Annotated in this window: 17 protein-coding genes and 1 riboswitch; of the genes, 16 read left to right on the top strand and 1 reads right to left on the bottom strand. The window is 50.3% G+C overall.

Features of this window, described 5'->3' with window-relative positions; genetic code table 11:
* The first annotated feature begins 31 nt into the window (after positions 1-31).
* From fur to M4D81_RS00215, 13 genes are all read left to right on the top strand, one after another.
* On the top strand, positions 32-496 hold the full coding sequence (gene fur / locus M4D81_RS00275) for a ferric iron uptake transcriptional regulator (protein WP_006209405.1): 465 nt from the start codon (positions 32-34) through the stop codon (positions 494-496).
* A gap of 336 nt (positions 497-832) precedes the next feature.
* A complete protein-coding gene (locus M4D81_RS00270; RefSeq protein ID WP_100536268.1) occupies positions 833-1,066 on the top strand; it encodes a YqzK family protein in 234 nt (77 codons plus the stop codon).
* A gap of 42 nt (positions 1,067-1,108) precedes the next feature.
* Entirely contained in the window at positions 1,109-1,993 is an 885-nt protein-coding gene (locus M4D81_RS00265) for a site-specific tyrosine recombinase (RefSeq protein WP_260063994.1), read from the top strand.
* A gap of 55 nt (positions 1,994-2,048) precedes the next feature.
* The gene (locus M4D81_RS00260) at positions 2,049-2,873 is read left to right on the top strand and encodes a purine-nucleoside phosphorylase (RefSeq protein ID WP_071223885.1); all 825 of its coding nucleotides are present in this window, start codon (positions 2,049-2,051) and stop codon (positions 2,871-2,873) included.
* A 310-nt stretch (positions 2,874-3,183) separates the two neighbouring features.
* Entirely contained in the window at positions 3,184-4,374 is a 1,191-nt protein-coding gene (locus M4D81_RS00255) for a D-alanyl-D-alanine carboxypeptidase family protein (RefSeq protein WP_071223886.1), read from the top strand.
* Between the two features lie 91 nt (positions 4,375-4,465).
* Positions 4,466-4,819, top strand: coding sequence for an anti-sigma F factor antagonist (gene spoIIAA / locus M4D81_RS00250; RefSeq protein ID WP_071223887.1), 354 nt, complete (start codon positions 4,466-4,468; stop codon positions 4,817-4,819).
* Positions 4,816-5,274, top strand: coding sequence for an anti-sigma F factor (gene spoIIAB, locus M4D81_RS00245; protein WP_071223888.1), 459 nt, complete (start codon positions 4,816-4,818; stop codon positions 5,272-5,274). Before spoIIAA ends, spoIIAB begins: the two co-directional genes overlap by 4 nt.
* A gap of 11 nt (positions 5,275-5,285) precedes the next feature.
* Positions 5,286-6,041 carry an RNA polymerase sporulation sigma factor SigF gene (gene sigF, locus M4D81_RS00240; protein ID WP_006209412.1) on the top strand — a complete coding sequence of 252 codons (756 nt, stop codon included), beginning with the start codon at positions 5,286-5,288 and terminating at the stop codon, positions 6,039-6,041.
* A gap of 182 nt (positions 6,042-6,223) precedes the next feature.
* On the top strand, positions 6,224-6,868 hold the full coding sequence (locus M4D81_RS00235) for a stage V sporulation protein AA (protein WP_071223889.1): 645 nt from the start codon (positions 6,224-6,226) through the stop codon (positions 6,866-6,868).
* Complete coding sequence (locus M4D81_RS00230) at positions 6,865-7,293, top strand: stage V sporulation protein AB (protein WP_071223890.1); 429 nt, start codon at positions 6,865-6,867, stop codon at positions 7,291-7,293. Before M4D81_RS00235 ends, M4D81_RS00230 begins: the two co-directional genes overlap by 4 nt.
* Before the next feature lie 23 nt (positions 7,294-7,316).
* A complete protein-coding gene (locus M4D81_RS00225; protein WP_260063993.1) occupies positions 7,317-8,951 on the top strand; it encodes a spore germination protein in 1,635 nt (544 codons plus the stop codon).
* 117 nt (positions 8,952-9,068) lie between these two features.
* Positions 9,069-10,400, top strand: coding sequence for a diaminopimelate decarboxylase (lysA, locus tag M4D81_RS00220; RefSeq protein ID WP_260063992.1), 1,332 nt, complete (start codon positions 9,069-9,071; stop codon positions 10,398-10,400).
* 212 nt (positions 10,401-10,612) lie between these two features.
* Positions 10,613-11,044, top strand: coding sequence for a peptidylprolyl isomerase (locus tag M4D81_RS00215; protein WP_009595227.1), 432 nt, complete (start codon positions 10,613-10,615; stop codon positions 11,042-11,044).
* Positions 11,045-11,112: 68 nt separating this feature from the next.
* Here the strand turns inward: M4D81_RS00215 and M4D81_RS00210 are convergent, their stop codons facing one another.
* Entirely contained in the window at positions 11,113-11,514 is a 402-nt protein-coding gene (locus tag M4D81_RS00210; protein WP_397376648.1) for an acyl-CoA thioesterase, read from the bottom strand.
* A gap of 199 nt (positions 11,515-11,713) precedes the next feature.
* Positions 11,714-11,897, top strand: a riboswitch (FMN riboswitch).
* A gap of 268 nt (positions 11,898-12,165) precedes the next feature.
* Between M4D81_RS00210 and ribD the strand changes: the two genes are divergently transcribed.
* Genes ribD through M4D81_RS00195 form a run of 3 tightly spaced genes read left to right on the top strand, consistent with a single transcriptional unit; the run spans position 12,166 to position 15,245 of the window.
* Entirely contained in the window at positions 12,166-13,266 is a 1,101-nt protein-coding gene (ribD, locus tag M4D81_RS00205) for a bifunctional diaminohydroxyphosphoribosylaminopyrimidine deaminase/5-amino-6-(5-phosphoribosylamino)uracil reductase RibD (RefSeq protein ID WP_260063991.1), read from the top strand.
* Between the two features lie 23 nt (positions 13,267-13,289).
* A complete protein-coding gene (gene ribE / locus M4D81_RS00200; protein WP_260063990.1) occupies positions 13,290-13,958 on the top strand; it encodes a riboflavin synthase in 669 nt (222 codons plus the stop codon).
* Positions 13,959-14,006: 48 nt separating this feature from the next.
* The gene (locus M4D81_RS00195) at positions 14,007-15,245 is read left to right on the top strand and encodes a bifunctional 3,4-dihydroxy-2-butanone-4-phosphate synthase/GTP cyclohydrolase II (RefSeq protein ID WP_260063989.1); all 1,239 of its coding nucleotides are present in this window, start codon (positions 14,007-14,009) and stop codon (positions 15,243-15,245) included.
* The last annotated feature ends 126 nt before the right edge of the window (positions 15,246-15,371 follow it).

Here is a 15,371-nt window from a genome sequence, read left to right as displayed (position 1 = left end):
CGTGCAGTGATTTCCAAGGGGGAGGGAAACGATGGAAGCGCGGATCGACAAAATTAAGCAGCAGCTACAATCCCAAGGATACAAATTAACGCCCCAACGGGAAGCCACGGTAAGCGTATTGTTGGAAAATGAAGACGACCACCTTAGCGCAGAGGATGTATTTATGCTCGTGAAAGAGAAGGCTCCGGAGATCGGTCTGGCAACCGTGTACCGTACCCTAGAGCTGCTCAGTGAGCTTCATGTTGTCGAGAAGATAAATTTTGGCGATGGTGTCGCCCGTTATGACTTGCGGACGGATACTTCGAAGCATCACCATCATCATTTGATATGTACTCAATGTGGAAGCATGGATGAGATACGCGAGGATTGGCTCGGTCCATTGGAAGAGCGGTTAGAGCGAGAGTTTAACTTTACCGTTCATGACCATCGGCTTGATTTCCATGGCATATGCTACCGTTGCAAAGAGAAGGGCAAGAATGACCAGGACAAATCATAATTTTATATCATTCAACAAACCGCAGTGATGACCATCACGGCAAGCCCTCTACGGCGGTAAGCCGGGAGGGTTTTTTAGATGGTAACCAAAATATATATGGAACATGCACGAGTTCGTATCGTTCACGCAAGAACAATCTATCATTCTACATCATCCATGTACGTCGATAAGACGTTTTTTTTATTCTATCCCAATAACCGCCAAGTCCAATGACTAAAGAACATCAGAGGAAAACGTCATAATCCAGCAGCTTGTATCATAGGATTTACGTGAAGTATACCTGTAATACCCACTTTCACTTGGTGATCAAGCAAAGATGAAAGAGAGGCGCTGCCAGTGATTATATCGATCCGAAAAATAGGCTCACTGATCCGATTTATTACGATGTTTGCTGTTCTGACGATGTTTTTTTACTTCGTGCTGGGTTGGGTGGGAGATTGGCTGACCCCAGTGGATCCTTACCGTGCGCCTTCCGGTCAAGCGGTTAAGGCTTTTCAGCCTGAAAGCACCATGGACTCCCGATATTCGCCGGCGGAACGTCTGCGATTGTACTACTGGTATGGGGAGTGATCGTGCTTGTAACGGGCACACGGGAATAGGAGCAAAAAGATCATGAAACAATATCTGGACGAATATGTAACCTATCTGGAAGACGTGAAGGGATTGTCCCGAAGTACGATTGAATCGTACCGGGCCGACTTACAAGGATTCATTGCTTTTGCAGAGGAAAGAGACGTTATCAATCCGCAGGAAGTTACACGTACCATGCTTGGATTATACATGGGAAGACTGAGGCAGCAGGGCAAGGCGGCATCAAGCCAGCTTCGCTGCACGGCTTCCTTGCGTTCCTTTTTTCAATATTTGGTGCGTCAAGCCGTTATAGGACAAGATCCGACCCAGCTGCTGGAAAATCCGAAGCCGGAACGGAAGCCGCCCAAGTCGCTAACCATTGAGCAGGTGGACAAGCTGCTGTCGGCCCCGGATTCCGGCACCCCTCAGGGGGCCAGGGACAAAGCGATGCTGGAACTGCTATATGCTTCAGGTATTAAGGTGTCGGAATTGGTGAATTTGAATACGCATGACATAAATATGGAGTTGCGATTTCTGCGCTGTGCCGTTTCCGGAGGGAAGGAGCGAATTCTTCCAATTACTCAGATCGCAGCCGAGAGCGTGGCTTTTTATATGCAAGACATGCGGGACAAGCTGATTCGTGATGCGGACGAGGATGCATTATTCCTGAATTCACTCGGTACGCGCTTGACACGGCAGGGATTTTGGAAAATTATTAAAAAGTATGGCAAGCTGGCCGATATCGATGAGGAGATCACGCCGCATACCCTTCGCCATTCGTTTGCTATTCATTTGCTGCAGAACGGCGCCGACTTGCGTTCGGTTCAGGAGATGCTGGGTCACTCGGCATTATCCACCACCGGCATGTATCAATCCACCAAGAAAAGCATGAAGGAAGTATATGATCATTTTCACCCGAGATCTTAGCGGGACCTGCTCGACTAGGATCTACAACTTATTCTCAGTTAGGAGAGGTATGAACATGAGTTCAATTCATCAGGAAAGCATTAAGGAAGCAGCGGCATACATACGCGGGCAGAAGGGTGTCGAGCCCCAGGTCGGCTTGATTTTGGGTTCAGGACTCGGCGTGCTGGCAGAATTAATTGAGAACCCGGTCTCCATCCCGTACACGGACATTCCTCATTTTCCCGTGTCCACCGTAGAAGGCCATGAAGGAGAACTGCTGCTGGGCACGATACACGATCGACCTGTCGTTCTGATGAAGGGCCGTTTCCATATGTATGAAGGCTATGGTCCGGAAGTGACGGCTTTCCCGGTGCGCGTCATGAAAGAGCTGGGCGTGAAAAGCCTGCTGGTTACCAATGCGGCGGGCGGCATCAACACGTCCTTCGAGCCGGGTGACCTCATGCTGATCTCCGATCATCTGAACATGACAGGCACCAACCCGTTAATCGGGCCGAATGATCCGGAGCTTGGCGTTCGGTTCCCGGACATGTCCCAGGCTTACAGCCGTCAGCTTCGCCAATTGGCAAAAGAAGTCGCGGTGGGTCAGGGCATTGCGCTTAGAGAAGGGGTCTATGCAGGTTTGCTCGGACCAACCTATGAAACGCCTGCCGAGATCGTCATGCTGCGTACGCTCGGCGCGGATGCGGTAGGCATGTCTACGGTGTCTGAGGTCATTGTGGCCAGACATGCCGGTCTTGAAGTGCTGGGCATCTCCTGCATCAGCAACATGGCAGCCGGAATATTGGATCAGCCGCTATCCCATGACGAGGTTATGGAGACTGCCGAGAAGGTCCGGGAGAAATTCCTTGCGCTTGTCATGGCCATTATTCCAAAAATGTAATAACCCATTTTAGCAAGGGGCTGGGCTCCGGCGGATTTATATCTGCCGAGTCCAGCTTTTTTGCTATAAGTTTTCAGCGAAGCTGAACCATTCTGTATTCGCATTTATACGTGTTTGGGGTCCCCGCAAAGTATTTGGAATAAGCATCGAAGCATAGGCTCCACTTTATGGGGTTATTCTGTGTTCCTTTTAAGATCAAGTGATAATATTTCCGTAAAATACTGGAATAATTTGTTTTCATCCTGACGACAATGAATAGCAGACCCGTTATTTTTCGGGATGCCATTACGAATGTCAGGAGGGGATGGAAGTGAAAAAAGCGTTAATCGCTGGATTGCTGGTTCTATTTGTAGGGTTGTCCAGTGCGGCTGTACCAAGTTATGCAGAAGAAAAAAGCAAACCCGGCGAAGGATCATCTCAAGAGGAACTGGCACCAGGTGCTCGTTCTGCTATATTGCTGGATGCGGATACCGGAACCATTATTTACGAGAAAAACAGCCATGATAAGCTGCCTCCGGCGAGCATCACCAAAATTATGACGATGCTGCTTACGATGGAGGCCATCGATGAAGGACAATTGCAGTGGACGGATAAGGTGCGTACCAGCGAATATGCGGCCTCCATGGGCGGGTCACAGATCTTTCTTGAGCCCGGCGAAGAGATGACGGTGGATGAGATGCTCAAAGGCATAGCCATGGCATCAGGCAATGATGCCTCCGTCGCGGTGGCGGAGAAAATTGCCGGCTCAGAGGAAGCGTTTGTGAAGCTGATGAACGAGAAAGCGGCCGAGCTGGGAATGAAGGATACACATTTTGTGAACTGCAACGGACTTCCTGCAGAGAATCACTATACTTCGGCCCACGACATTGCGGTCATGAGCCGGGAGCTGCTGAAATATGACCAGATCACCAAATATACGGGAGCCTATCAGGATTATTTACGTAAAGATTCAGAAAAACCGTTCTGGCTGGTCAACACAAACAAGCTGGTTCGATTCTACACGGGTGCTGACGGATTGAAAACCGGATACACGTCAGAGGCCAAATTCTGTTTATCGGCAACGGCCAAACGGGACGGACTGCGCGCTGTAGCCGTTGTCATGGGAGCTCCGGATACAAAGACTCGGAATAATGAAGTATCTCGCATGTTTGACTATGCCTTCTCCCAGTATTCGATGCATTCCATCTATAAACCGGGTGAAGTGTTAGGTATCGTGAAGGTCCAGAAGGGAACCGTGCCTGAGATCTCGATTCAAGCGGATAAAGATTACAGCGTGCTGGTTAAGAAGGGCGTAAAAAGTCCGGATATCCGTCATGAGATTCAGATGGACCCGAATTTGAAGGCGCCGGTAGCCGCCGGACAAGTCGTCGGCAAGCTAACGGTATATCAAGGTGATCGGGTCGTGAAGGAGTTCGAGCTGACATCTCCTGTCGAGGTGAAGAAGGCCGGATTCTGGAAGCTCTTTAAACGGACAACCGGCAGGTTGTTTCATGTAGATTAATAGGAGTTTTCTTCTAGTTTTGTCGGGATGCAGGAATGTCATTTTCAAATGTAGAAATCTTTGTTCATGTCAGGGAGGAGAGTGAGCAAACATGAATCTGCATGTTGATATGGAGCATCACAGGCATGTACTGATTGTCCGTCTGTCCGGGGAACTGGATCATCATACGGCTGATCATGTCCGGATGCAGCTGGATGAAGCTATTCAGAGACGTCAAACAGAGCACTTGGTGCTGAGCTTAAAGGACTTGGACTTTATGGACAGCTCGGGACTTGGGGTCATCCTGGGACGCTATAAATTCATCAAGCAAAAAGGCGGAAAGATGGCGGTATGCGATGTCAAGCCGCAGGTTTACCGCTTGCTTGAAATGTCGGGGCTGTTCAAGATCATGCCGATATATGAGAACGAGAGCACGGCACTCTCGGGTTTGGAGGTAGTGTCATGAGTGAAGGAAAAGCACAGCATAATTTTATGACTCTGCAGTTTGCCGCAAAGTCGGAAAACGAATCCTTTGCCCGTGTCGCCGTGGCTGCGTTCATCTCCCAGATGGATCCCAACATGGATGAGCTGAGTGACCTAAAAACGGTAGTCTCCGAAGCGGTCACAAACAGCATTATCCACGGTTATGATAGTGATCCGGATGGGGTTGTCAAGATTGAAGCCTCCATAGACGGGGATATGATCACGCTGTGCATTGAAGATTCCGGCCATGGGATCGAAGACTTGGAGATGGCCAAGCAGCCGCTTTATACATCAAAGCCAGAGCTGGAGCGATCCGGCATGGGATTCACCATCATGGAAAATTTCATGGATGAATTTGAAGTGGTCAGCGAACCAGGCAGCGGTACGTCGATCAAAATGAAAAAGAGGATCGAATCTAAGAAAGCTTTATATAATTAGGGGTTGGACAAATGGATGCCGATGTGAAGAAAACTTCGCAGACTTATTTGGACGACGCGGAGGTCAAACGACTCATTGCACTTAGCCAAAGCGGGGATAATGTCGCCCGGGACACGCTCGTCAACTGTAATATTCGTCTTGTCTGGTCTGTCGTTCAGCGGTTTATGAACCGGGGGTATGAGCCTGATGATCTGTTTCAGATCGGCTGTATCGGTCTCCTCAAATCCGTGGACAAGTTCGATCTCAGTTATGACGTAAAGTTCTCGACCTATGCCGTACCGATGATCATCGGAGAAATTCAGCGCTTCTTAAGGGACGACGGGACCCTGAAGGTCAGCCGTTCGCTTAAGGAAATGGCCAACAAAGTCAGGAAGAAGCGGGACGAGCTGTCCAAGCAGCTCGATCGGCTTCCAACGGTGAAAGAGGTTGCCGAAGAGCTTGGGGTAACCCCCGAGGAAGTGGTGTTTGCCCAAGAGGCGAACAAACCGCCAACCTCGATTCATGAGACCGTATTTGAAAATGACGGGGATCCCATAACGCTAATGGATCAGATAGCTGATGAATCGCAGGAACGATGGTTCGACAAGCTGGCCTTGAATGAAGCGATAGGCGGCTTGACCGAACGGGAGCGGCTCATTGTATATCTGCGGTATTACCGGGATCAGACGCAGTCGGAAGTTGCCAGCCGGCTGGGCATATCCCAAGTACAGGTATCGCGACTTGAGAAAAAAATATTGCAGAGCATACGGAACGAGATCGCGCAGTAGCGGCTCGCAGCCGTTATTCTAAAGAACTGCTCAAACTGACGCCGCCCTTAGGGGACGGCGTCTTTTCATTTTTCAACAACCTCCCTGTTGATGGAGCGGATAAAGAAAGTATGGTAAATCCGAGTAGAAAGGAGAGACATTTCCCATACTAACGGTAATTTAGCAGTAAAGGAGTGTTTCGGATGAAGGTTAATCCCACTCCGACGGTGTTTCTGCAGCTAAGGAGCCGCATACGGTTACCAAGAAACCAGACCGTCAAACTAGGTGATGTCGCCTTCATTGTCTGCGAGCCCGAATGGGAGAAACGGCTGAGAGCCTTGCCGCTTACGCAGCCGAAGGATATCGATGGCAACCGCCTTGTCATGGATCTGATACAAATCATCCCGAAAATTCAAGCCTTGATTCCTGGCGCCCATATTGAACCGATGGGAAACCATCATACCCTGGTAGAGCTTATTGGTCCGGAGAGCAAGCGGTCCAAATTGTGGTTCCCGCTCATTTGGCTGCTCTTGTTTTTCGGTTCGGCGCTTACCATTATGAACTTCCATGCCGATGTCAACATGCTCGAGGTACAGATCCGAATCGTCGAGATGGTGACGGGGAAAAGAGACGAGCATCCTTATTTGTTCCAGATTGCATACTCGCTCGGGCTCGGATTCGGAATGACGGTGTTCTTCAATCATTTGTTCAAGAAAAAATGGAATGAAGAACCGACCCCGCTCGAGGTGGAAATGTACCTCTATCAGGAAAATCTGGATCAGTTCGTGGTCGCCGAAGAATATCGGAAAATGAACGCCAGCGCGGATACACCAGGTAAGGAACCATGATGATATCCATTCTGCAAGGGATATTCACCATTGTTCTTGGCGTAGCTGGGGGCATCGCCGTCGGCGGCGGAGTCATTGCGCTCATCATCGTGCTGGACATCATTCCGAGATTGTCCCAGCTGACGGCAACGTACAACCGGGTCCATTGGTATGAAGGGGCTTTAATTGCCGGATCTTTTATCGGCACGGTGGCCGATTTCTGGCGATGGTCCGTTCCTTTGGGACCGGTTGTGAGTACCGTGATCGGATTGATGTGCGGGATATTCATCGGCATGCTGGCAGCCGCATTGACCGAAGTATTGAATGTATTGCCGATTCTGGCCAAGCGGCTCCGGTTGACGGGGTATTTGTTCGGTCTTCTTATGGCCATGGTCGCAGGCAAAGTAGCGGGCTCTCTGTTCGACTGGTTTGTTTACAGCAAGTAATAGTTAAGGCTAGGAGGTAGGTTATGGACGAGAAAACAACATATAACGGCGAACGGGAGACCGATATTCCGATCATTCCGCCATCGGAGATCAAAGCATTGGAGGAACAGGAGCTGGCGGAGAAGAGGGAGGCCGAAACCTCCAACAGCACCGAGGAATCCGTCATCTACTGGCAGCACACAGACCATGTCCCCGCAAAGCTGAGTGATCTGAAAAAAGTGCTTAAGGAAGTTATCGGTCTTGGAGTTTCGTTTGATGTGGTATTCCGTGAAATGAACTTTGCCGGCAGAAATGCGGGGCTTCTCTTCCTAAACGGCTTCACGAATGATGCCGTGGTGACGGATATACTGACAAGGCTGACGTATCTGACACCGGAGGATGTGAGCAATCAGGCACTTACCGAGATGATGACCCGCTATATTCCCCATGTCCAAGTGGAGCGGGATACAAGACTCAGCAAAGTGATTAACGAAGTGCTCTCCGGTATATGTGCGCTGTTCATTGAGGATGCGCATTCCGCCATCTTGTTGGATACCCGGAAATATCCTGTGCGCGGGCTCGAGGAGCCTGCGGTGGAACGTGTCGTTCGCGGCGCAAGAGATGGTTTTACGGAGACACTCGTTACCAACGTGAACCTGGTGCGAAGACGGGTTCGTGATCCGGGACTTCACGTCGAGGTCATGAAGGTCGGAAGGCGGACGAGAACCGATGTGTGTCTGGTTTTCATTGATGATATCGTGGACCGCACGCAGGTTGAGGCGATTCGCGATAAAATCAAGGAGGTGGATTTAGAGGGGCTTCCACTAGGAGATAAACAGCTCGAAGAAGCAATCGTGAACAAAGGCTGGCACCCTTTTCCGCTGGTCCGATATTCGGAACGGCCGGATGTTGTATCCTCCCATCTGCTCGAAGGCCGAGTTGTTGTCATGGTAGATACTTCACCGAGCGTGATGATTATGCCAACCACGTTTTTGGATCTGTGTCAGCATGCCGAGGAGAATCGCCAAACCCCATTTATGGGGACATATCTCCGCTGGATACGTTTTATTGGCATTTTTGCATCCATGTTTCTGCTCCCGCTGTGGATGCTGCTTGTTGTCCATCCTGAACTGAAGCCGCCGGGACTCGATATCATCGGTCCGCAGGAGAACGCTAAAATTCCGATTATCCTGCAGTTTCTGATCGTTGAATTCGGCGTGGATTTGCTCCGCTTGGCTGCCGTTCATACACCGACGCCGCTAGCGTCGGCGATGGGGTTGATCGCTGCCATCTTGATCGGCGATATCGCCGTTAAGACCGGATTGTTTGTCAACGAGGTCGTCTTGTATATGGCGGTTGCATCCATCGGGATGTATGCAACTCCGAGTTATGAGCTGGGACTTGCCAACCGGATGGTCAGGCTGCTCCTTCTGCTTGCAACAGCCCTGTTTGCGGTGAAGGGTTTTGTCATCGGGACGACGCTTCTGATTCTGCTCCTGACGACACACCGTTCCTACAATTCCTCTTACTTGTGGCCATTTATACCATTTAGTGCAAAAGCGATGGGCGAAATTTTGTTCCGCAAACCGCTGCTTCTATCAAGAAGACGCCCGGCCCACAATAAAACGCGCGACAACACCAAAATGGGTCCTGAAATGAATCCGAGGGGCGAGCAATAACAATAACACAAATGTTGTGTTGAAAAATCCATTTTGATTACCTTCCGTTGTCTGCTATACTGTGAACAATTATTCGATTACCCTATTTTGAATCAATGGATCGGAGGAATTGTAAGCATGTTTTTACACGGTACAAGCAAGATTAACGATCAGGGGCATTTGGAAATCGGCGGGTGTGACACATCCGATTTGAAAGCTCAATATGGAACACCATTATATATTGTAGACGAGCAGTCGGTTCGCAATCGTTGTCGGGAATACATCGAGGCCTTCAAGGCGTCCGGCTTGAAGTTCCAAGTCGCGTATGCAAGTAAGGCGTTTTGCGTGATGGCCATGTGCCAATTGGCCGATCAGGAAGGTATGTCGCTTGACGTCGTATCAGACGGAGAGCTGTACACCGCACTTGAGGCCGGATTCCCGGCAGACCGGATTCATTTCCACGGAAATAATAAAACCCCGGAAGAAATTGAGATGGCGCTGGATGCGGAAATTGGCTGTTTCGTTGTCGATAACGTAGTTGAACTGCATATGCTGCAAGCGATTGCTGCCGAGAAGAATCGGAAGGTCAACATTCTGCTACGCGTGACACCGGGTGTTGAGGCTCATACGCATGAGTATATCTCAACAGGCCAAACGGATTCGAAATTTGGCTTTGATATCGGCAACGGCTCTGCTTATGAAGCGGTGAAGCTTGCCGAGGCTCAAGCGAACATTCATCTGATGGGTATTCATTCCCATATCGGCTCCCAGATTTTTGAGGTGGAAGGCTTTCAGATGGCTGTTCAGCGCGTAGCTGAATTCGCGGTTTCCGTTAAAGAAGGTTTGGGGGTTGTGTTCAAGGTTGTAAACCTTGGGGGTGGTTTCGGTATCCGTTACGTGGATGGCGATACGCCGCTTCAAGTATCCCAGTATGTAAAAGCGATCACGGATGCCGTGAAGACCCATTTTGCGGGCCTTGGCTCCGAACTTCCTGAAATTTGGGTGGAACCGGGCCGGAGCATTGTTGGTGATGCAGGCACCACCCTGTATACGGTGGGCACAAGCAAGGATATTCCCGGAGTGCGTAAATACGTTGCCGTAGACGGCGGAATGACGGACAACCCGCGCCCGGCGTTGTACGAGTCGAAATATGAAGCGCTGCTGGCGAACCGGGCGAATGAGAAACCGGAAGAAACGGTATCCATTGCCGGCAAATGCTGTGAGAGCGGAGACATGCTCATCTGGGACTTGGAGCTTCCGAAGGTAGCAACAGGCGATTTGCTGGCCGTATCCTGCACAGGCGCATACAACTATTCCATGGCTAGCAATTACAACCGGATCCGTAAACCTGCGGTCGTGTTCGTGAAGGACGGACAGAGCAAGCTGGTCGTACGTCGTGAGTCGCTTGCGGACATCATTAGCCATGATGTAGTGCCGGCAAGTGTAACCAAAGAAACCGTAACCAATTAATCTGATGTTTGTTTTACGGCTCTAAAATCCAAGAGGGCCCGCCAATGCCTCCGGCTGCGGTCAGGGCTCTTAGTTATGCCTTGACTTGAGATGTGATGTGTAAACGGGGGACAAGATCGTTTTTGCTTCGAAGCTCAATTCATAGTAAACTATAGAATGCATTGTAAAAAAATCGATAAAAGCGTTCTAAGTAACGGAAGGAGATAACACATATGGCTAAAAAAGCGAAGATCACATTAGAGAACGGCAAAGAGGTAGTGCTTGATCTGTTCGAGAATGATGCACCGAATACGGTAGCTAATTTTGAGAAATTGGCGAACTCCGGTTTTTATAACGGTCTTGTATTTCACCGCGTAATTCCTGGGTTCGTTGCTCAAGGCGGCTGCCCACAGGGAACGGGAACCGGCGGTCCTGGCTATACCATCAACTGCGAAATCAACCCTAACAAGCATGAGCGTGGAAGCTTGGCCATGGCGCATGCCGGCCGCAACACGGGCGGAAGCCAGTTCTATGTATGCTACGAGCCGCAGCCGCATTTGGACGGACAACATACGGTGTTCGGTAAAGTTGTAGAGGGCATGGAGTATGTGGATGCATTCAAAGGCCGCGACAAAATGGAAAAAGTAGAAGTATACGAAGCGTAACCATTAGCTTTTGTTCAGGACAGGCTCACTCATAAGGGTGAGCCTGTTTTTAATATTCCGGGGAGGGGTTAGGCAGGGTCAGGGAATAATTGGCGGAGCTCCTCCGGAACAGGCCGGCTTTTTCGGGTATGTACATCCATCGCCACACTGGTAACGGCGGCATCCGCGCACAGCTCTCCCTGTTCGTTGTATATCGTCTGAGTCAGCACATAACTCGTACGACCCATAGCATGCGGTTCGGTCACGATCGTCAGCCGTTCGCCCTGGCCGCACTCCTTGCGGTAATTAATATTGATATTGACGGTAACGGTCTGGACGCCGAGCCGTTTCAATATGTCATATTGAAGATTTCCTGCTTCGTACCATTCCTCACGACCCCACTCCAGATATTCCAGGTATTTGGCGTTGTTTACATGTCCGTTGACGTCGATTTCCGTAGGACGGACGACAATGTCCATCGAAGTTTTCATCGTTGTGCGCTCCTTTTCAACTGTATCTAGTTCCCGTGTTTATCCTATCTATCTGTTCTCTCTTGGGGGAGAATTCTCCTTCTACATACATTACACATATTGGTATTAAGTTATAGACTTTAAAAAAGTTAGTTGTTTTTCTTGCAATTTTCAAAAGGTGGTGATAAGATTCTTCATAAGATCAAATAATTTCATATGTTTAATCCTTCGGGGCAGGGTGAAATTCCCTACCGGCGGTGATGAACGCAGTGATTGAGCTTTAGAGAGCAGATATCTGCGTCTTAGTCCGTGACCCGGATATGCGTGTGTTGTTACACACCGTATGCGGTGGACCTGGTGAAAATCCGGGACCGACAGTATAGTCTGGATGGGAGAAGGAGTGAAAGACACATAAGCAACATGTGCTATTTGTGTCTGTGCACACAACGCGATATGCGTTATGTGCAGGTTTTCACATGCAATTCAAGCCTGTGCTTGCGATGATTTGATGTCGCCGGTAACCGATTTGAATCGTTTGTTATAGGCAAAACCTGCGATCATAACGGTTATTTAGCGTGTCGATTATTAACTTCCATCAAGCCCTGTTCAAGGATTCCCCGAATCTTTGGCAGGGCTTTTTTGTGTGAACGTTGAGAAAGGGGCATGTTTAGCATGGATATCGTCAACGATGAATTCTATATGTCACTTGCGCTGGACCTGGCTGAACGTGCTCAGGGCCAAACCGGGATTAATCCGGTTGTGGGCTGTGTCGTCGTTAAGGATGGCGCGCTTGCAGGGGTGGGAACACATCTGGAGCGCGGAACACCGCACGCTGAAGTTCATGCCCTGAATATGGCTGGCAGCAAAGCAGCGGGCAGTACGGTGTACGTGACACTGGAGCCCTGCAGTCACTACGGAACGACGCCGCCTTGCAGCGAGAGGCTGATTGCCGAGGGTGTTCAGCGAGTGGTTGTTGCTTGCGAGGATCCCAATCCTCTCGTTGCGGGCAATGGGATCCAAATGCTGCGCGCAGCAGGAATCCGGGTTGAGATCGGTGTCCTTAAGGAACGTGCTCTTCGCTTGAACGAAACCTTCATTAAATTCATTACGACGGGTCAGCCTTTCGTAACGTTAAAGACAGCCAGCACGCTGGACGGCAAGATCGCTTCGAAAACCGGTGATAGCAAGTGGATATCCAATGAGGAATCAAGAGAGCTTGTGCATACGCTGCGTCACCGTCACCAGGGCATCATGGTAGGCGTGTCTACCGTAATCGCGGATAATCCAAGCCTGACGACAAGACTTGGCGTGGAAGGCTTGCATCCGGTTAGGATCATTGTGGATTCCAGCTTGCGAGTCCCGCTCGACAGCCATGTCGTGACAGACGGTTTGGCGCCGACGTGGATCTTGACGACGGAGCAGGCGGATGAGAAGAAGCGGGCCGTGCTGGAAGAGCAAGGAGTTCAGGTTATCCCCTGCGGGCCAGGACCGCGTGTGGATCTGAAGACTGCACTGGTGAAACTGGGGCAGAAGGGGATTGCCTCCATTTTACTGGAAGGTGGTGGCACGCTGAATGGCTCGATGCTGGAACAGAAGCTGGTGGATCGGCTCATCCAGTTCATCGCCCCTAAGATTATTGGTGGATACGATTCCCCGGGAAATTACATGTTCAGCGGGTATGAGCAGATGAATCAAGCGATTCAGCTGTCAGGACTTGAGACCGAAAGACTTGGCGACAATATTTACGTCACCGGGATTCCGGTCTGGAAATAAGGAGAAAGAAAGGAGGGAAACCTGTGTTTACTGGATTGGTTGAGGAGATCGGCGAGATGAGGCGGATCGGACGGAGGGGCGAAGCCATGCTGCTGAGCATTTCCGCGAGCCGGATTATGGATGATTTAAAGCTGGGGGACAGCGTATCCGTTAATGGCGTTTGCTTGACAGCTACAACTATTGACAAAGGCATATTTACGGTGGACGTGATGCCGGAAACCTATAGAAATACCAATCTGAAGGAACTGCAGCCAGGCGGAAAGGTGAATCTGGAACGGGCGATGGCTGCCGGAGGCAGATTTGGAGGCCATATCGTTCAGGGGCATGTGGATGGCGTCGGCGTCATTCGGAATGTGCAGGAGGATCAGAATGCCGTGGTATATGAGATTGCTCCCGCGAATGGGGACGTATTCAAATATATCATTCCAAAAGGCTCTGTCACACTGGATGGAATCAGCTTGACCGTTGTCAAAACAACAGATTCCTCCTTTACGGTATCGATCATCCCCCATACGCTGGCGGAGACGGTGCTGGCTTATAAAAAAGCGGGCGATACGATTAATATCGAATGCGACATTTTAGGGAAATATGTAGATCACCTGCTGCATTACGGCTCAGAAGGGGCCGGCAGCAAAGGTGGGACAAAACCGGGGATCAGCAGGGATTATCTTGCGGAACACGGATTTGCCTAAGCCTGGTGATTCACATAGAGTCTCCATGAGGAAGAAGGAGGAGTAGCGATGGATGAACGCTTTTCATTTCATACAATCGAAGAGGCGTTAACCGATTTGAAGGAAGGCAGGGTCGTCATTGTTGTCGATGATGAAGACCGTGAGAATGAGGGCGATTTTATCGCATTAGCAGATAAGGCAACCCCGGAGGTCATTAATTTTATGATCACCGAAGGCCGTGGGCTCGTATGTTTGCCCATGACGCAGGCCAGAGCCCAGGAGCTCGACCTCAAACCGATGGTTACCCAGAATACGGACTTTCATGGAACGGCCTTTACGGTTTCCATTGATCATAAGGATACTACGACAGGCATATCGGCCTATGAGCGGTCCATCACCGTCAAAGGCATTTTGGATTCGAATGCATCTGCGTCCGATTTCCGAAGACCGGGTCATATGTTCCCGCTGATCGCAAAAGATGGAGGCGTCCTGCGCCGGGCAGGACATACGGAGGCCGCTGTCGATCTTGCCAGATTGAGCGGCTCCTATCCGGCCGGTGTCATCTGCGAGGTAATCAAGGAAGACGGCACAATGGCACGGCTGCCGGACCTTGTGGAGATTGCGAAGAAGCATGAGCTGAAGCTGATTAGCATCAAGGATCTGATTCATTACCGCAATGAAAAAGAAAAGCTTGTCCAGCGAGAGGTAGCTGTGCGAATGCCGACCGACTTCGGCGTGTTTCAGGCCGTAGCCTACACCAACGACGTGGACAATAAAGAGCATGTTGCCTTGGTAAAAGGGGAGATCGACGGGAATGAGCCTGTTCTCGTGCGCGTGCATTCCGAGTGCCTGACAGGAGATGTGTTTCACTCCCATCGCTGCGATTGCGGTCCCCAGTTCGAGGCGGCACTCCGCCAAATCGATGAAGCAGGCAGAGGCGTTCTTCTCTACATGCGCCAGGAGGGGCGGGGCATCGGCTTAATCAACAAATTGAAAGCCTACAAGCTGCAGGAAGAGGGACTCGACACCGTTGACGCCAACCTTAAGCTCGGCTTTGCGGCCGATCTGCGCGATTACGGCATTGGAGCCCAGATCCTGAAGGATCTGGGGATCAGAAAAATCCGCTTGCTGACAAACAATCCGCGCAAAATCAAAGGCCTCGAAGGTTATGGTCTTGAGGTTGTGGAGCGCGTTCCGATCCAAATGCCGGAGAACGAGGATAACACGGGCTACCTGCATACCAAGCAAGCCAAGCTCGGTCATATGCTGAAATTCAGCGATATCGAGCAGAACGAGAGTGCCAACTAATCACCACATAACAAAAGGTCAATCATGGGGAGGCTGACTTCTTGGAGTGACCTAGCGAAGAGGACGGAATGCTGCTGAAGAAGCGGTAGCGGTCGCCTTTAACTCCTGATTTCTACCTTGAATAAA

The sequence above is a fragment of the Paenibacillus sp. p3-SID867 genome, assembly GCF_025142895.1.
Classification (GTDB): domain Bacteria; phylum Bacillota; class Bacilli; order Paenibacillales; family Paenibacillaceae; genus Paenibacillus_AQ.
Note: the sequence above shows the minus strand (reverse complement) of the source record. Positions and strands in the feature narration are given on the sequence as shown.